General features: G+C 69.3%; 13 protein-coding genes and 1 pseudogene. 6 read left to right on the top strand and 8 right to left on the bottom strand.

The annotated features are described in order from the left end of the window. Window positions 1-365: 365 nt before the first annotated feature. Window positions 366-2,486 carry a phospholipase A2 gene (locus WBN91_RS08770; RefSeq protein ID WP_337727633.1) on the top strand — a complete coding sequence of 707 codons (2,121 nt, stop codon included), beginning with the start codon at window positions 366-368 and terminating at the stop codon, window positions 2,484-2,486. A 6-nt stretch (window positions 2,487-2,492) separates the two neighbouring features. On the opposite strand, the pseudogene WBN91_RS39140 reads toward WBN91_RS08770, so the two are convergent. The 4 genes and pseudogenes from WBN91_RS39140 to WBN91_RS08755 form a co-directional block, all read right to left on the bottom strand. After that, a pseudogene (locus tag WBN91_RS39140) lies at window positions 2,493-3,350 on the bottom strand (acyltransferase family protein); the annotation flags it as partial. Continuing rightward, entirely contained in the window at window positions 3,347-4,024 is a 678-nt protein-coding gene (locus tag WBN91_RS08765; RefSeq protein WP_337727632.1) for an alpha/beta hydrolase, read from the bottom strand. The pseudogene WBN91_RS39140 and the gene WBN91_RS08765, both read right to left, overlap by 4 nt. 63 nt (window positions 4,025-4,087) lie before the next feature. Further along, the gene (locus tag WBN91_RS08760) at window positions 4,088-4,735 is read right to left on the bottom strand and encodes a response regulator transcription factor (protein ID WP_337727631.1); all 648 of its coding nucleotides are present in this window, start codon (window positions 4,733-4,735) and stop codon (window positions 4,088-4,090) included. After that, window positions 4,732-5,856 (bottom strand): sensor histidine kinase, encoded by a 1,125-nt coding sequence (locus WBN91_RS08755; protein WP_337727630.1) that lies wholly within the window; start codon window positions 5,854-5,856, stop codon window positions 4,732-4,734. The genes WBN91_RS08760 and WBN91_RS08755 overlap by 4 nt, the downstream gene beginning before the upstream one ends. Window positions 5,857-6,022: 166 nt before the next feature. Between WBN91_RS08755 and WBN91_RS08750 the strand changes: the two genes are divergently transcribed. Together WBN91_RS08750 and WBN91_RS08745 are read left to right on the top strand one after the other, a co-directional pair. Continuing rightward, the gene (locus WBN91_RS08750; RefSeq protein WP_121225634.1) at window positions 6,023-6,523 is read left to right on the top strand and encodes a hypothetical protein; all 501 of its coding nucleotides are present in this window, start codon (window positions 6,023-6,025) and stop codon (window positions 6,521-6,523) included. Between the two features lie 231 nt (window positions 6,524-6,754). Next, window positions 6,755-8,311, top strand: a complete 1,557-nt coding sequence (locus WBN91_RS08745; RefSeq protein ID WP_337727629.1) for a cellulose binding domain-containing protein — start codon at window positions 6,755-6,757, stop codon at window positions 8,309-8,311. A 42-nt stretch (window positions 8,312-8,353) separates the two neighbouring features. On the opposite strand, the gene WBN91_RS08740 is transcribed toward WBN91_RS08745, so the two are convergent. The 3 genes from WBN91_RS08740 to WBN91_RS08730 form a co-directional block, all read right to left on the bottom strand. Continuing rightward, complete coding sequence (locus WBN91_RS08740; RefSeq protein WP_337727628.1) at window positions 8,354-11,170, bottom strand: NACHT domain-containing protein; 2,817 nt, start codon at window positions 11,168-11,170, stop codon at window positions 8,354-8,356. A 146-nt stretch (window positions 11,171-11,316) separates the two neighbouring features. Further along, entirely contained in the window at window positions 11,317-12,381 is a 1,065-nt protein-coding gene (gene metX, locus WBN91_RS08735) for a homoserine O-acetyltransferase MetX (RefSeq protein ID WP_337727627.1), read from the bottom strand. Further along, a complete protein-coding gene (locus tag WBN91_RS08730; RefSeq protein ID WP_337727626.1) occupies window positions 12,378-13,667 on the bottom strand; it encodes a bifunctional o-acetylhomoserine/o-acetylserine sulfhydrylase in 1,290 nt (429 codons plus the stop codon). Before WBN91_RS08730 ends, metX begins: the two co-directional genes overlap by 4 nt. 212 nt (window positions 13,668-13,879) lie before the next feature. Here WBN91_RS08730 and WBN91_RS08725 point away from each other — a divergent pair, with 212 nt between their 5' ends. Then, window positions 13,880-14,890 carry a Gfo/Idh/MocA family oxidoreductase gene (locus tag WBN91_RS08725; RefSeq protein ID WP_337727625.1) on the top strand — a complete coding sequence of 337 codons (1,011 nt, stop codon included), beginning with the start codon at window positions 13,880-13,882 and terminating at the stop codon, window positions 14,888-14,890. Here WBN91_RS08725 and WBN91_RS08720 read toward each other — a convergent pair. Then, window positions 14,874-16,139, bottom strand: coding sequence for an MFS transporter (locus WBN91_RS08720; RefSeq protein WP_337727624.1), 1,266 nt, complete (start codon window positions 16,137-16,139; stop codon window positions 14,874-14,876). The genes WBN91_RS08725 and WBN91_RS08720 overlap by 17 nt on opposite strands. 219 nt (window positions 16,140-16,358) lie before the next feature. On the opposite strand from WBN91_RS08720, the gene WBN91_RS08715 reads away from it, so the two are divergent. Together WBN91_RS08715 and WBN91_RS08710 are read left to right on the top strand one after the other, a co-directional pair. Next, a complete protein-coding gene (locus WBN91_RS08715) occupies window positions 16,359-16,721 on the top strand; it encodes an SSI family serine proteinase inhibitor (protein ID WP_337727623.1) in 363 nt (120 codons plus the stop codon). A gap of 27 nt (window positions 16,722-16,748) precedes the next feature. After that, entirely contained in the window at window positions 16,749-17,573 is an 825-nt protein-coding gene (locus WBN91_RS08710; RefSeq protein ID WP_337727622.1) for an alpha/beta fold hydrolase, read from the top strand. The last annotated feature ends 250 nt before the right edge of the window (window positions 17,574-17,823 follow it).

The following is a 17,823-nucleotide window of genomic DNA, read 5'->3' as shown; positions in this document are numbered from 1 at the left end:
CTGTGGTAGCCCTTCGGGCAGGCCATACGGTGGGGGAACCGAGGCCCTCCACTTGTAGGTGACACCTACCGCGCGCTGCGCGCGCGAGGGCCGCGCTGCGCGCGAAAGCGGCGCGGCCGGTGTGCTGTTGGGCACGTGGGCCTGCGGCCGGCGGGTGGGACCGACGGGGCTTGAGCTGTGGGCGTGTGGGTGGTGCGTTGCCGGTTGGTGGTGTGGTGCCGGTTGGTGGTGTGGTGCCGAGGCGGTGATGTGGGTGGTGCGGGTGTGCGTTGCCCGGTCGTGGTGTGGGTGGGGGTAGCACCACTGGGTGGTGGGGGGTAGGGCGGTTGGTGGGGGTGTTTGGGGGTCCGTAACCTGGACAACCGATGGGTGACGGCAGTGTGAACCACCTCCACGGGTGGCCGGGGGTGCGGTGGTTGCTCCGGCTGCCGGCTTGGTTTCGGGTTTTGTTGATCGCGGTGGCCGTGTTTGTGTGTGGGGTGGTTGCCTCTCGGCCTGCTGGGGCTGCTGATGGGCGTCCGCTTGTGGGGGATGTGGCTACCGCTGGGGTGGCTGTTCAGGCCATGACCTCGCCTGATGCGGTGTCGCCGTTGGGTGGGTTTCCTGCCGACTTCAACCAGGTGACTGGGCGGTCGCCTGTTTCGGTGACGGCGTTGGATGGGACTGCGCGGGCTGTTGATCCGTCCGGTGGGTGTTCTGGGCCTGCGGGGGATACCGAGTGGGATTTCGGGGTGGCCTGTCGGGCCCATGACCTTGGGTATGACCTGCTTCGGTATGCCGAGCACAAAGGGCAGCCGTTGGGGCCTGACGCTCGTAAGGCGTTGGATGCTCGGTTGTCCGCTGATATGCACAGGCAGTGCGAGCTGAATCCTCGGGGGAATGCCACTCGCTGCCATGTGGTGGCTGGGCTGTATGCGGCTGGGTTGGAGTTCAACTCCTGGCGGCAGCGGTGGGGGCCGCCTGGGCATGAGCCTGTGTTGGCGTGGGGGTTTGGTAGTGCCGTTGTCGTCTTTCTGCTGGTGGCGCGGCTGACTCGGCGGCGGGACGTGGCGCCTGGGGTTGTCGCCGAGGCTGTGGTTGAGGATCGGTTTTCGACCTTCCTGCGGCTGGCCAGCCTTGGGTTGGTGGTGGTCGGGCAGTCGTTGTTGACGGTTACGCAGTGGGCTGGGGTTAGTGCGAACTGGCTTTGGCTGCTGACTTGGGTCCTTCAGACGATTCCGTTGTTCTACTTCGCGGGTGGGCACGCGAACCTTGCCGGGTGGTTGGCGGTGCAGCGGCAGGGTGGCGGGTATGGGCGGTACCTTGCGGGGCGGATCACGTGGTTGTTGCGGCCTGTGTTGGCGTTTGTCCTGGCTTGGTTGGTGTTGCCGCTTCCGCTCGAGTTGCTCGACGTGCCGAAGGATCGGGTGGAGACGTTTGGCCGGCTTATCGCGCATCCGTTGTGGTTCCTCGGCCTTTACTTGGTGACGGTGGCGGCTACGCCGGTTATGGCTTGGTTGCATCGGAATGCGCGGCTGGTTACGCCGGTTGTGCTGTTGGCCTTCATGATCATGGTGGATGCTTTGCGCATCGGCTTTGAGTGGCGCACGGGCGGTTATCTGAACCTTGTGCTGGGTGCGCTGTTCCTGCAACAGCTCGGGTTCCAGTACGACGGGCTGCGTCGGGTGTCGCGGCGGGTGCTGGTGACGTGTGCGTTGCTGGTGGTGCCGGTGCTGCTCGCGTTGATCGCGTTCGGCGGCTACCCGCGCACGATGATGGCCGTTCCGGGTGAGCACACGTCCAACCTGAGCCCGCCCACGGTCTGCCTGCTGGTGCTGGGTCTCGGCCAGATCGCGGTGGTGCTGCTCGCGCGTGACCGGGTGTCAGCGTGGCTCGCGGGTCGCACCCCCTGGAACGTGGTGGACTACGCGCGCCGCGCCCCGATGACTGTCTACCTGGCCTATTTGACGGCCCTGGCCGCCGTTGTCGCCCTGCTGGGCCTGCTGGACGCCCCCTCGGCGGTCCCCCGGTGGCTGACCGTGCTGGTGCTGCTCCTCCTGCCGGTCCTGCTGCTGTTCCACCGGTTCGAGCGGGCCGCCGCTGTGATCGCCTGCCACACTAGGGAAACCCACCGCGCCCGGCTCGCCGTCACGCTCGGGGTCGGGTTCGGCGTGCTGGGTGTGCTCGGGTTCGTGGTGACCGGGTTCGCGGGCGAGTCCGGAACCTTGGTGGTGTTCCGGGTCGACCCGTTGCAGAACCTGATCCACCTGCTGCTCGGCTGGTACCTCCTGCACACCGCCCACGCCGGCACCTGCCACGGCCGCAGGCCCTGGCTGCTCACCGCGCTGGCCTGCGTCCCGCCGCTGCTGGTCCTGGACCCGACGGAGGCGATGGTCGCCCTGCACGGGGCCACGATCGTCGTGGCGCTGCTGGCGGCGATACCGAAGCAGGACCAGGGTCACGCCCCAGAACAGCGGCAGCCACGTGAGGCGCTCCAGCACCCATAGCGCGTCGGACGGCAGCGTCAGCAGCCCCCGCAACTGCCCGAAGGCGGCCCCGACCAGGGTCACGGCGAGCAACGCGCTCTGGTGGGTCAGGAAGATCGGCAACGCACGGGCGTTGAGCCACTTCGACGGGAACCTCGGCCGGAGCAGCAGTACCACGCCGATTTGGGCCAGTGCGAGCGCCAGAGCGGCTGGTGAGGGCGGGAAGAGGTTGGATCGCTCGGCACCAGGCACGCCCACCGCGCTCGCCGGATAACCGTTGTGGATCAAGAGGATCAGCCCGAGGGAGCCGAGTGCCAGCAGCGCCGCACCCCACGAACGCCGCTGCCCGCGCTCGGCCACCAGGACGCCGATCTGCCACGGCACCCACCACACGGCCAGGGCGTTGACCCAGCCCAAGTCCAGTACGGCCAGTGCGGCCGGGACCGCCGCGCCCCACCAACCCAGCCGCCGCATCCACGGCGTGAGGGCCAGCAACACCACGTAGATCGCCAGGAACCACAGCGGTGTGACCACCAGGTATCCGATGGTGAGCACGGTTTGCTGCGGTAGCCCTCGGAGTGACAGTCCGAAGAGGACAGTTGTCCAGGCTGTCAGCAGTACCAGGACGGGTACTACGAGCTGCCGAGCCTTGCGCGTCCAAGGCGTGCGGGAACCGGCTGCCGCGAAACCGCCGGTGAAGAAGAACAGGCCCAGGGTCTGGAAGATCCAGCTCGCCCAGGACAGCTCGGGCAGCCACCGCAACGGGCTGTCCACGACGAGTGCGCCGTCCACCAGCACCACGGACGTGACCAGCCAGTGCCCGACGACCACCCCCGCGATCGCCAGCGCCCGCACCGAGTCGATCACGGGATCCCGTGTCCTCATGGTTCCTCCCCCACCGCGATCCGGCTCAAGGCGTGCAGCGACGCCGTGCCGGGGTTGAAGTACTCGTCGTGCTCGCGTGCGTCGCCGGTGTCGAACACCTTCGCGCCGAAGGACGGGTCGGTCGGGTCGGTGCCGTGGCCCAGGTCGGCGAGGCGGATCTTGGGCACCCACCGCGTCCAGTCGTCCGCGCCGCGCGCCGCCCACACCCGTGTGCCCAGTTCCGAGGCCTTGCGCACGCGGACGCCGGGGCTGCCGAGGAAGACCATGTCGTCCACCCGCACCCCGGACTGCGCGCACACCACGGAGCCGTAGCTGTGGCAGATCAGGTGCACGCGGCCCGGCAAGCCCGAGACGTACCGGGACAGGGACGCGGCGCCCGCGCGGGCCAGCCTGCCGGACGCCGCGTCCACCCCCAGTCCCGAAGGCGTGCGGTAGCCCAGCCACGCGACCACCGCCACGTCGTCCCGCCCGACCTCGGCGTGCAGCGCGCGGGCCATCCGGCCCACCGTGGCGTCGAACCGGGCACCGTCCACATCGGACCCCGGCACGACCACCGCCACGTGCCGCGCGTGCGCCGGGTCCCCGTGCACGGCGACCCGCTCCTGAACGGGCGGGTCGCCGCCGGGTGTGGCCAGCACCAGCAGCGCGGCCAGCAGGGCGATCTTCTTCGGCATGCACCGGAAACTAGGGAGACCACCCCGGCCCGATCGTCACCCCGCGGTAGCGATCTCCCGGTGCTACCCGGGTACCACCAGGCCCGACTCGTAGGCCGCGATCACCGCCTGCGCCCGGTCGCGCAGGCCCAGCTTCATCAGCACGCGGCTGACGTGCGTCTTCACCGTCTGCTCGGCGAGCACCAGGTGCGCGGCGATCTCGGTGTTGGACAGGCCGGTGGCGACCAGGCGCAGCACCTCGGTCTCGCGCTCGGTCAGCGCGGACAGGGCGGCGGGCTTGACCGGGCGGGCCAAGCGCGCCTTCACGAAGTCCTCGATCAGCCGTTTGGTCACCGAGGGCGCGAGCAGGGCGTCGCCGCGGGCCACCACGCGGACCGCCTCCAGCAGTTCGCGCGCGGGCGAGTGCTTGAGCAGGAACCCGCTGGCGCCCGCCCGCAGGGCCTCGTAGACGTAGTCGTCGAGGTCGAAGGTGGTCAGGACCAGCACCTTCACCGGGTCGTCGGCCAGCATGCGGGTCGCGGTGAGGCCGTCCGTGCCGGGCATCCGGACGTCCATGAGCACCACGTCCGGCCGCAGGCGGCGCACCTCGGCCACGCCCGCCGCGCCGTCACCGGCCGACCCGACCACCTCGATGTCGGGTTGGGCGTCCAGCAGCGCCGAGAACCCCTCCCGCACCATCTCCTGGTCGTCCACCACCAGAACCCTGATCACCGCTCCCCCAACGGAATCCGTGCCCGCACCGCGAAACCGCCGTCCGGCGCGGGCTCCGCGGTCACCGAGCCGCCGTGCACCGCCACACGTTCCCGCATGCCGACCAGGCCGTGCCCACCGCCCCCGCCCCGCGACGGCCCGCCCGCGGTGTTGCGGACGAACACCTCCAGCGCCTCGCCCACCACCGACACCACCACGGAGACGGTCGACCCCGGAGCGTGGCGGTGGGCGTTGGTCAGGGCCTCCTGGACCACCCGGTAGGCGGTCAGCCCGACGGCGGGCGGGACGTCGGCGCCGGTCACGGAGGCGTTCGGGGCGAGTGCGGTGATGTCGGCCAGGCCGGGCTGGGGCGCGTGGTCGGGCTGCTGGTCGGCCGAGCGGAGCACGCCGAGCAGGCCCTGCATGTCCGCGATGGCCGCGCGGGCGGCGTCACCCAGCTCGGCGAACTCCTTGAGGCCCGCTTCGGGCAGGCCCGCGATCCGGTAGGGCGCGGTCTCGCAGCGGACCGCGACCATCGACATGTGGTGCGCGACCACGTCGTGCATCTCACGCGCGATGCGGGCGCGCTCGACCAGGGCGGCCTTGGCGTCGCGCTCGGTGTGGAACCGCTGCTCGGCCCGGCCGCGCGCGCCGAAGGCGTAGGCGAGGAGCAGGAACACGTTCAGGAAGAGGAGGGTGGGCGGGAAGTAGTCGAGGTTTCCCATCGTGCCCACGAGGTACACAGCACCCGTGGTAATCGCCGCGACCACGAACACGACCCGTCCGCCGTACAGCAGACCGACCGTCACCAGGACCGGGAGGTACCAGCACCACTGCCAGTCACCGAGGATCGCCGGCTCGTGGCTGATCAGCAGACGCATCGCGAACAGACCCGCGGTGGCCAGCCGCCACGCGCCCAGCGGGGTGAACAGCAGGAGCGCGAACGTGCCCAGCACGATCGCGAACAGCAGCGGCCACCAGCCGTCGGGCTCTTCGCGTTGCACGTAGGCCGAACTGATCCCGATGGCGAGGACCAGGCCGTAGACCAGGACGGCGGCCTGGCCGAAGCGCCGGAAGCGGGAGTCGCCGAAGACCCGCGTGCGGTCGGGCAGCAGCACTACCCGCAGGAATGTGCGGATCACGCCCCGATGCTAGGTGGCTCCCGGCGGGCGGCACATGACACCGGGGTGTGTCATACCCGGGTAGCACCCCGAGGACGGCACGGCAAGCCGTTGCGGCACCCGATCACGACCGGGTAGGCAATACGACAGAGCTGTGCACCCCTACTCCGTGTTGGAAGATGGCTGAATGCACCCGCAGCAGGACCCGGACCGCTGGGCACGGCTCACCGCCGTCGCAGGCCAAGCCTTGGCCGCCGCCAAGGTCGGTGAGGACGCTGTCGCGGTCGACCTCGTGACCGGCTACCTCAGCGGCTCCCCGGAGGGCAACGAGGAGATCCGGGAACTGGTGCTGCTGCTGTTCTCCGAGTGCAGCGACATGGTGGCGGCCCTCGGCTCGGGCGGCGCGACCCCGGTCAAGATGCAGGTCTTCGACGAGGACGGCCAAGAGGTGCCGATCGACGACGCCGACCCACCGGTCCGCACGGCGATCCGGACGCTGCTGGCCGAGGTGCACGGCGACCAGGAGGCGGCGGCGGAGCAGATCGAGATCGCCTTGGCCAACGGACAGCCGCAGGAGCTGGCGACGGTGGTGTTGCAGGCGCTGCGGTGGACGGTGAAGTTGGCGCTGGAGTGCGAGGTGCGCGACCTGGCGGTGGCGTCCTGGATCGAGGCCGCGCTCGACGAGTGAGGCGGACGGGTGGGGCGGCGGGCGCGGGTGGCTCGGGCGGCACCCGGCTCGCGGACGACTCGGCGCGTTGAGCCGCTCGCCGCCGCCCTCCGCCCCGCCCCCGCCCCGGCCCGGCCCGCCTCAACCCACCCCCCACCGCGTTCTTCGGAAGGAGCATTGACAATCTCGGTGGTCTAGACCAGTCTCCCCGGTGGGCGCGATTACCCTGCCGATCCCGCCGAGGAGTCCCTCATGAAAACGAGAACGGGTGCCCTGCTCGCAGCCGGCGCCCTCGCCCTCTCCTCCCTCGCCCTGGTCGTGCCGACCGCCTCGGCCGCACCGGGGGTCACCGCCACCTTCGCCAAGACCCAGGACTGGGGCAGTGGCTTCGAGGGCAAGTTCACCATCAGCAACGGTGGCCCCAGCGCCATCACGTCCTGGAGGGTCGAGTTCGACCTCCCCGCCGGCACGTCCCTCGGCTCGTACTGGGACGCGCTGGTCACCCGGACCGGCGACCACTACGTCGCCACCAACCGCGAGTACAACGGCAACGTCGGAGTCAACGCCTCGACCAGCTTCGGCTTCGTGGGCACCGGCTCCGGGGCGCCGCTGAACTGCACCGTCAACGGCGCTCCCTGCACCGGTGGCGGTGGCGGCGACACGACCGCGCCCAGCGCGCCGACGAACCTCCGCGTCACCGGCACCACGAGCAGTTCGGTGTCATTGGCCTGGAACGCCGCCACCGACAACGTGGGCGTCACCGCCTACGACGTCTACCGGGGCACCTCGGTCACCACGGTCACCGGCACCACCGCGACCGTCTCCGGCCTGTCCCCCAACACCACCTACCAGTTCACCGTCAAGGCCCGCGACGCCGCCGGCAACGCCTCGGCCGCGTCCAACCAGGTGTCCGCGACCACCACGTCCGGCCCGGCGCCGGGCGGCCGGGGCGCGCCCTACCTGTTCCTGGGCTGGGGCAACCCGCCGGCGCCGCAGACGATCATGAGCATGACCGGCGTCAAGTGGTTCACGATGGCGTTCGTGCTGTCCTCCGGCGGCTGCAACCCCGCCTGGGACGGCAACCGCCCGCTCACCGGCGGCATCGACGCCACGGCGATCTCGCAGATCCGGGCGGCCGGCGGCGACATCGTGCCGTCGTTCGGCGGGTGGAGCGGCAACAAGCTCGGCCCGAACTGCACCACCCCGCAAGCGCTTGCGGGCGCGTACCAGAAGGTGATCGACGCCTACGGCCTGAAGGCGATCGACATCGACATCGAGAACACCGACGAGTTCGAGAACGCGACCGTCCAGGACCGCATCCTCGAAGCCCTCAAGATCGTCAAGCAGAACAACCCGGGCATCCAGACGATCGTCACGTTCGGCACCACCCGGACCGGCCCGAACTCGTGGGGCAACCGGCTCATCGAGCGGGCGGCGGCGCTGGGCGCGAACATCGACATCTTCACGATCATGCCGTTCGACTTCGGCAGCTCGGACATCCGGACCGACACGATCAACGCCACCGTGGGCCTGAAGGACAAGCTGAAGGCCACGTTCGGGTGGTCCGACGCGGTCGCGTACAGCCACACCGGCATCTCCGGCATGAACGGCCTGTCCGACCAGCGCGAGCTCACCACCACGGCCACCTGGACCGCCCTGCGCGACTGGGCCAAGTCCAACGGCCTGGGCCGCTTCTCGTTCTGGGCGGTCAACCGGGACCGCGGCGGCTGCGACGGCCAGGTGTCCTCCAACTGCTCGGGCATCGCCCAGCCGGACTGGGAGTTCACCCGCATCACCGCAGGCTTCTGACCAGCGAGAACACCGGGGGGCGCGGGCAACCGCGCCCCCTTCTCAAGCTTTAGCTCGCGCGAACACTCGAAGCACTCGTGACCGCCATGCGTTCGAGAGCTCGAGGTAAGGCGACTCCATGATCAGCCTCACGAGGTCGTCCGCCGACTGGTCCTCCAACGCGTCTTCCGGGAAGTCGACGTCGAACGCGACTGAAAGCGCTTGACCTGCGGATACCGGAAATCCAAGCTGCACCGCTTCCAGCGCGACAGCGACGCAGACGTGAGCGAACCCCACGACGGGTTGCTTTGCCACCACGGTCTTAGCACCTAGCACTTGGACCATGGTCCACTCGGGCACGTCTGACAGGAGCCCTGCGAACTCCAAGAGGGCATTGCCACCCATTGGCATCAGCGCAGCGGGGTCTCGGACCACCAATCGCAGCATCGCCTCCAGGGGCTCGGAGACGAACCCCGTCTCGGCCGCAGTCCGGAGCGCGATCGGCAGCGGCCCCAGCAACACCTTCTCCGCACTTCCCGACCTGCTCATGTCCGCCAGGCAACCGCGGCCGGCTGCCCGCCGGAACATCGGCACCGACACCACTCCGGTCAGCACCTTGCCGACGAGCACCTCTCGCGCGTTTTCGACGTACCAGGGGATGTTCTTCCCGGTCGGCGCACGACTGATGCTCTGGTACGTCCGCACACCCCGCAGCAGTTCTGAGGGCGTGCGATCCGTTTTCGCGTCGGACAGAACCGACTCACACACCTTTTCGACGATATCCGCGTAACGCTTCGGCACTAGGCTTACCGCTGTGTTGTGCAGCGCCCCATCCGATCGCGCGAAATCACGCAACGCCGCTTTGACCAGCGCCCGTACCGTTCTCGGTACGGGTTGCAGGAACTCCAGGGAACGCACCCCGAACCGCAGGCACAGACCATCGTACCTCACCTCGAGCGTGGAACTCTTGAAGACAAGGAAACGCAAGACATCATCTGTTCCGCCGGCGATCCGCTCCCCGAAGCGGTCGATGGCCAATTGACAGATCACCTCACTCGCACCAGCCTCGACCACCGGTCTCAACGCCTCCGCGAGCGCCTGGGCGTGCTCGGCATGCCTCGCCAGGTAGCAGGCGGCGAAGTACTCCATGAACGTGCGGTGGCTGAACGCGAACACGCGCTCGCCCCGATCCGACGTGCCGGTGGCCGTCAGCAGCCACGCGCGTCCGGCGCAGTGGTCAAGGAAGTTCTCGGCGTAGTTTGATGCCTGGAACTCGTCCTCGTTGAGGTTGGCGATGACGTAGCTCTTGATCAGGTTGTGCAGTACGCGTCGGCGTTCTCCACCTTGGCTCTTCTGGTGCGTGAAGAAGTAGTAGGCGATCTCCTCGACCAGGTGGTGCCCGCGCGCGTCGGCTCTGATGGCGGTCCGGACGTCGCGCACACGGTCCCACCGTCCGAATAGGAGTTCAGCGCACTCCTCGTAGACCTGGGAACGGTTTTCCGGTATGTAGCCTTCATACTGGTAAAGGATGCAAAGCAGTGACAGCATCAACGGGTTGCTGCGCAGTTCCGCAGCGTGCACACTTTCGGACATGAACCGGTTCCTCATCGACACGGGGTCGACACCTTCGAACCGCGCTATCAGATTGAACCAATTCGTGGCGTAATCCAAGACCTGGTCGTAGGTGAAGTCGGGCACTTGGTACGCCGGGAAGGCCAACGGATCCAGAGGAGCGGACTCGTACCCCTCTCGACGACAGGAAACGACAACCCCAGCCAACGGATAACGTCGACAGAACGACTCGATCGCACGGACCAAGGCTCGCCGCCTAGCGATGTCCGTGACTTCATCGAGTCCGTCGAACACCACTGTAACAAGGCCGAGTACGAGGGCGTCGACCACAGCCTCGCTCGCGGCGGGTATCTGGAGGCTGGATTCAAGCCGGGCACGCAGCATTTCCACCAGACTGCCCGAGTTCTCCGTCCAGTTCTTCAGTTCCAGGAGCAGTGGCGCAACCGGATCCACGTCGTCCTGGCACGTTCGGAAGAGCAGCCGGCGAACGAAAGTGGTCTTCCCCGCCCCCGGGCTACCGATGAGCACGAACCTGCGATCGGACAACTCGGACTCGTTGACCACGACACCGTTGGCATCCGGTTGCCGGGCCCAGGACTTGGTCGAGTACCAGTCCACCGGCAGAGTCGCCATCCTGCGCGGGACGTACAGATCGTCGATCGGCACGCGATGACTCTCACGCGCATGGGGCATAAGCATTTCCGAATAAGCCCGCCGACCTTCCCTCCGAATGGTGTCCACGAGGTCTATGGCGTCCTGCACCCTGCGGTGGTCCGCCGACAGGGTCCGTCGTTCTGCGATCGCGGAGGTCACGACGCTCCGCCCCTCCTGCCGCTGGTTCAGCCGCGAGATCAGCAACATGTCGCCAGGAGTGAACGCTCCGTTGTCCTTCAGCTCGTCGATGCCACGTTTGACGACCGCGGTCAAGCCGTTCCACAGTCGGTCAGCCAACGCTTCGACCTCGGCTTCTTCGCGTTTGAGGCTCCGTGCCAACTCTGTTTTGAACATCGCTCGCAGTTGGCTGCTCTCGAGTGGAGCTTTCGATGAACTGGCGTACCCCAGGGCGTAGACCTCCACCAGGCCAGTGCACAGCCGGCCGTTCAGGAATTTAGCCAGCGCACGTTCCTGTTTGCGCACCTCGGCGGCACCGGCCCATTGCCTGAGCCCGCGCAACCGGGCCGGTTGAGTGAGTGTGGACTCCGCTGCCGCACGCCAGGCCGGCATCGAAGCTTTGGCCGCCAGGGGCACCACGGATTTGACTGCCGCAGAGGCAGCCGCCGTGAGCAGGAGCGTTGTCAGATCCGGCATGTGGCTTCCTCGTGACGGCGCCGTCCTAGGTGCACGGCCGTTCGCACGACCCCGCAGCCTGACAAGTCCAAGGGAGCGTCGACCGGCTCGACAACGCAGAAATCGGGAAGCGCCACGAATGGAGCAGCCCACACGAACCTGTCGCACTAGCGCCCGCCGTCCTTGAGCAGTTCGCTCACCAGCGCTCCGACCTGGTCGACCTCGATCAGGAAGGCGTCGTGCCCGTACGGGGACGTGACCACCCGGAAGTCCGCCCCGGCGATCCCCGCCGCGATCTCCCGCTGCTGCGCGAGCGGGTACAGGCGGTCGGAGTCGATGCCGGCCACGGTGGTGCGGGCGGTCACCCGGGACAGGGCCGCGCGCACGCCGCCGCGGCCCGCGCCGACGTCGTGGCCGTTCATGGCGCGGGTCAGCACGGCGTAGCTGTCCGGGTCGAAGCGGCGGACCAGCTTGTCGGCGTGGTGGTCCAGGTACGACTCGACGGCGTACCGGCCGTCCTCCTGGACGTTCCGCCCGAACCGCGCCGCCAGCTCCGGCTCCGACCGGTAGCTCAGGTGGGCGATCCGCCGGGCCACGCCCATGCCGCGCACGGGGTCGAGCGCGAGGGCGTGCAGCTGGGCCGACCCCAGCGCGATGTGGTCGGCGGTCGAGGCGGCGGGTGCCGCCAGCACCAACAGGGACTTCACTCGATCAGGTACGGAAATCGCCCATTCCAGCGCTCGCATTCCGCCCATCGAGCCACCCAGCACCGCCGCCCACGACGGGATGCCCAGGAAGTCCGTCAACAGCACCTCCGCCGCGACCTGGTCACGCACGGTCACCGACGGGAACCGCCTGCCCCACGGCCGGCCGTCGGGGGCGGTCGACCCCGGACCGGTGGTGCCCTGGCACCCGCCCAGCACGTTCGGGGCCACGACGAACCACGAACCCGGGTCCACCGCCCGCCCCGGACCGACCAGGCCGTCCCACCACCCCGGCGTCGGGTGCCCGGGACCGGCGGGACCGGCGACGTGGCTGTCCCCGGTCAGCGCGTGCAGCACGAGCACGGCGTTGGAGCGGGAGGCGTTCAGCGTCCCCCACGTCTCGTAGGCGATCCGCAGCGGCAGGCCGGGCAGTGCGCCGGTGAACCACTGCCGTCGCCCGTTCGGGTCCCCCTCCCGCCACCCGCCGGCAGCGGGAGGGGTCTCCCCGACAGTGGACCCGATCCTCACCGCACGGACTTGGCGGCGCGGAAGCCCGCTTCCAAGTCCGCCTTGAGGTCTTCCACGCCCTCGATGCCCACCGAGAGCCGCACCAGTCCCGGCGTCACGCCGGTGATCGCCTGCTCGTCGGGCGTGAGCTGGCTGTGCGTGGTGCTCGCCGGGTGGACGATCAGGCTGCGCACGTCACCGATGTTCACCAAGTGGCTGAACAGCTCGACCCCGTCGACGAACGCCTTGCCCGCCTCGGCCCCGCCGCGCAGCTCGAACGACACCACGGCGCCCGCGCCCAGCGGCAAGTACTTCTGCGCCAACGAGTACCACTGAGACGACGGCAACCCGGCGTAGTGCACCTTCTCCACCTCGTCGCGCTCCTCCAGCCACTCGGCCAGCGCCCGCGCGTTGGCGACGTGCCGCTCGATGCGCAGCGACAGCGTCTCGATCCCTTGCAGGATCAGGAAACTGGTCAACGGGGCGATCGCCGCGCCGGTGTCCCGCAGGCCCTGCACCCGCAGCTTCGCGGCGAACGCCCCGTGACCCAGCACGGGCCAGTACCGCAGCCCGTGGTAGCTGGGGTCGGGTTCGGTGAAGTCCGGGAACTTCTCGGCGTCCCCGAAGTCGAACGTCCCGCCGTCGACGACCAGGCCCGCCACCGCGGTGCCGTGGCCGCCGAGGTACTTCGTGGCCGAGTGCACGACGATGTCCGCGCCGTGTTCCAGCGGCCGGAGCAGGTACGGCGTGGGCACGGTGTTGTCGACGACCAACGGCACCCCGGCCGCGTGCGCGACCTCCGCGACCGCCTCGATGTCCAGCACGTTGCTCCGCGGGTTGGCCAGGGACTCCGCGAACAACAGCTTGGTGTTGGGCCGCACCGCCGCCCGCCACGCGTCGAGATCGTCCGGGTCGTCCACAAAGGACACCTCGATGCCCAGCTTGGGCAGGGTGTAGTGGAACAGGTTGTAGGTGCCGCCGTACAGGGAAGCGCTGGACACCAGGTGGTCGCCGGCCCGCGCCAGGTTCAGGATCGCGGCGGTCTCGGCGGCCTGGCCGGACGCGAACGCCACCGCCGCCACCCCGCCCTCCAGCGCGGCGATCCGCTGTTCCAGCACGTCCTGGGTGGGGTTGTTGATGCGCGTGTAGATGTGGCCAGGCTCGGCCAGGCTGAACAGCGCCGCGCCGTGCGCGGTGTCGCGGAAGACGTAGGAGGTGGTCTGGTAGATCGGGGTCGCCCGCGCGCCGGTGGCGGGGTCGGGCGACGCTCCGGAGTGGACCTGCTTGGTGGCGAAGGACCAGGACATGGTTGTGCTCCTGCCGAGGGGTTTTTCGGGCACGCCGAAGAAGGGCGCGGTGCGGGTGCGGGGTCGATCAGCCCAGACGACAGGCCATGCTGGTGACGCGCACGTAGTCCACGTGCCGACGGGTCACGAGCGGGCTCATGGCACCGAAAGTAGCGCTGGGTGACGGGCCGCGACAGGGCGTCCACGTCGTGGGAAGCCTAAGGTTTGGAGACATGCGCACCGCACTCATCGGCTACGGGCTCGGCGGAGCCGCGTTCCACGCACCGTTCCTCGCCACCACGCCGGGCCTGGCGTTCTCGGCCGTCGTCACGGGCAACCCCGAGCGGCAGCGGCAGGTGCGGGAGCGGTACCCGGAGGTGGAGGTGCTCGGGTCGATCGACGAGGTGTGGCGCCGGGACTTCGACCTCGTGGTGGTGACCACCCCGAACCGCCACCACGCCACCCACGCCCGCGCCGCGCTGGAGCACGGCGTGGACGTGGTGGTGGACAAGCCGTTCGCCGGGTCTGCCGCCGAGGCGCGCGACCTGGCGGCGCTCGCGGAAGCGCGGGGCCTGCGGCTCGTGCCGTTCCACAACCGCCGGTGGGACGGGGACTTCCGGACCGTCACCCGGTTGGTGCGGGAGGGCGCGCTGGGTCGGGTGCACCGGTTCGAGTCGCGGTTCGAGCGGTGGCGGCCGGAGGTCAAGGAGTCGTGGAAGGAGTCCGGCGACCCGGCTGACCTGGGCAGCATCGTCTACGACCTGGGCACGCACCTGGTCGACCAGGCGGTGGCCCTGTTCGGCCGTCCCGCGTCGGTGTACGCGGAGGTGCGCACCCTCCGCCCCGGTGCCCAGGCTCACGACGACGCGTTCCTTGCACTCACCCACCACGACGGCACGGTCTCGCACCTGTGGGCGTCCGCGCTGGCCGCCGACCTCGGTCCCCGGTTCCGGGTCCTCGGTTCGTCGGCGGCGTACGTGAAACGCGGCATGGACCCCCAGGAGGACCTGCTCAAGGCCGGCGCGCTCCCCGGCGGCACCGGATGGGGCGCCGACCCCGAGGAGGCGTGGGGAACGCTGTCCGGCGAACCGGTCGAGACCGAACGCGGGGCGTACCAGGACTTCTACGCCGGTATCGCGGCCGGTGCCGTCCCAGTGCCCGCGTCGGACGCGATAGCAGGGCTGGAGGTCGTGGAGGCCGCCTTCGAGTCCGCCCGGACCGGCGCGGTCATCGCGATTTCTTGAGCGTCTCGCCGATCGCCAGCAGACACAACGCACTCACCAGCGCCCCCGCGATCAGGTAGAGGGAAACCGGCCACGAGTCGCGCGTAGGCGTGACCCCCAACAGCCACGTCGCCACCAGCGGCGAAAGCCCACCGCCCAGCACCGCGCCGAGTTGGTAGCTCAACGACACCCCGCTGTAGCGCACGCGCGTGCCGAAGAGTTCCGCGTAGTAGGCGGGCATCGGCCCGAACAACGCCGCCGAACCCGCAAACCCCAGCACCAACGCGACGAGCACCAGGGTCGGCGACCGCGTCTCCAACAACCAGAACAACGGCAAGGCGAACACCCCGAGGAACCCCGCCCCACCCAACATCACCGGCAACCGCCCCACCCGATCGGACAGCCGCGCAAACCCCAGCAACGCCACCGCCTGCGCCGCCGCCCCCACCAGACTCGCGTTGAGCAACACCGACCGCGGAATCTGGAGCTGCCGAGTCCCGTACGACACGACAAACGTGGCAAGCACGAAGATGAACATGTTGAACCCGAGATTCACGCCGGCCCCCAACAACACCCTCCGCCACGACCGCCGCACCACCTCCACGACCGGCATCCGCACACGTTCCTGCTGGACGGACCGGAACTCGGGACTCTCCTCGACCGACAACCGCACGTACAGCCCCACCCCGACCAACACCAGGCTGAACAGGAACGGGATCCGCCACCCCCAGTCGAGGAACGCGTCCCCGGAGACAGCCGTGGCCAACGCCATCGCACCGTTCGCCAGCAACAGCCCGACAGGCGAGCCGAGGAACGTCCAACTCCCGTACCAGGCAGTACGGCCGGGCGGCGCGTGCTCGACAGCCATCAACGTGGCACCGCCCTGTTCACCGCCGAGGAAGAACCCCTGGATGACGCGGAGGGTCACGAGGAGGATCGGCGCGGCGATGCCGATGGAGTTGTACGTGGGTAACAGCCCGATCAGGGCCGTGCACACCCCGGTGGCGGTGAGGGTGAGCACCAGCATCGACCGCCGCCCGATCCGGTCCCCGAAGTGCCCGATGACCACCCCACCCAGCGGCCGAGCCAGGAAGCCCGCCCCGAAGGTCGCGAACGCCAACAACGTGGCGATGCGCGGGTCGAAGGACGGGAAGAACAACTTGTCGAACACCAGCGCGGTGGCCGTGCCGTAGAGCAGGAAGTCGTACAACTCCACCGCGTTCCCCGCAGAACTGGCCAACGCAACCCTGCGCACACCCGTGTTCCCCATCCACCCACCCTGGCGGGGCCGGCAGGCGAGGGGGAAGTGACCTGGATCACATCCTACGGCGGTCAGCGGGGGCTGCCGGCGGGGGCCGGGCGTGTCCGTCTTGAGGGCGAAGCGCCGCTCTTGAACCCCTCAAACCTCTCGAACGGTGTGAAACCGGTTCGTCACACGATGTAGTGAGTTGGCTGGAGGATGCACCTGCCGGCGCGTCACTGTGGTGACATGGCACCACTCCCCGTTCTGGCGGCTATGGCCGCCTTCGCCCCGGTGGCCATCACGGCGCCGGACACCACGCTCAACTTCACGACCACCCGCGCGGTGGCCCAGGTGCGGATGACGAACCTGACCTGCGACCCGGCCGGTGGCAGCCACCCCGACGCCGAGGCCGCCTGCAAGCTGCTGTCCGATGTGGACGGTGACCTCAACGCTCTGGAACCCGACCCGGGCATCGCCTGCACCATGCAGTACGACCCGGTCACGGTCCGCCTGTCCGGTCGCTGGCGCGGCAAGTCGGAGCAGTTCTCCGCCACCTACGAGAACTCCTGCGTCATGCGCGCCCACACCGGCCCGCTCTTCGACTTCTGACCGAACACCAGCGCTAGGCTCGGCCACGTGGCAGCCGAGCTCACCGTGACCCTGGACGGCCGGACACTCCGCGCCCACGACACGGGAACCACCGGTTTCCCGGTGTTCTGGCACCACGGCACCCCCAACACCGGCGCGCCGCCCGAACCCCTGTTCGCCGACGCCGCCCGACTGGGCCTGCGCTGGGTGTCCTACGACCGGCCCGGTTACGGCGGTTCCACCCGCGTGCCGGGCCGGGACCTGGCCTCCGCCGCCCGGGACGTGCAGGCTGTCGCCGACGCCCTCGGCCTGGACCGCTTCGCCGTGGTCGGCCACTCCGGCGGCGCCCCGCACGCCCTGGCCTGCGCCGTGCTGCTGCCGCACCGGGTGTCCGCCGTGGTCGCCTCCGCCGGCATGGCCCCGTTCGGCGCGGCCGGGCTGGACTGGTTCGCCGGCATGGCGGCGTCCGGCGTGGAGTCGTTGCGCGCGGCGGCGGCCGGGCGGGCGGAGAAGGAGGCCTACGAGGCGTCCGGTGTCGAGTACGACCCCGAGTTCACCGAGGCCGACGTCGAGGCGTTGAACGGTGACTGGTCGTGGTTCGGCCAGGTGGTCGGCCCGGCCCTGGCCGACGGCCCCGGCGGCTTGGTGGACGACGACCTCGCCTACGTCTCCCCGTGGGGTTTCGACCCGGCCACGCTGACCGTCCCCGCGCTGTTCCTACACGGAAACCGGGACCGCGTGGTACCCGCGGCGCACTCGACGTGGATGTCCGGGCAGTGCCGCGCCGAATTGCGCCTCTTCCCCGACGACGGGCACATCTCCGTGTTGCGCCACATGCCGTCCGCTCTGGACTGGCTAGCGCGTTTCCGCTGATGGGACCCGCTGGAGGCCCACGACACCGCCGCCGAAGTCGTGGACCCCCAGCGGGGGTCTGAAGGTTTCGAAAACCTTCCGTGAAATGACGGTAGAGACTCCGGTCACATTCGTCAACAATCTTCACATTCATGAATTGGGCACACTTAACGGCTTCAGCCCAGACAATTCCGGCTCGCCGCACAAATCCTCAGCCCCCGCGACGCCCCAGGGTCTCAGGTACCCCGATCTATCCTCCGACGAGAACCGC

Source organism: Saccharothrix sp. CCNWYY140 (assembly GCF_037401995.1).
Taxonomy (GTDB): domain Bacteria; phylum Actinomycetota; class Actinomycetes; order Mycobacteriales; family Pseudonocardiaceae; genus Actinosynnema.
Note: the sequence above shows the minus strand (reverse complement) of the source record. Positions and strands in the feature narration are given on the sequence as shown.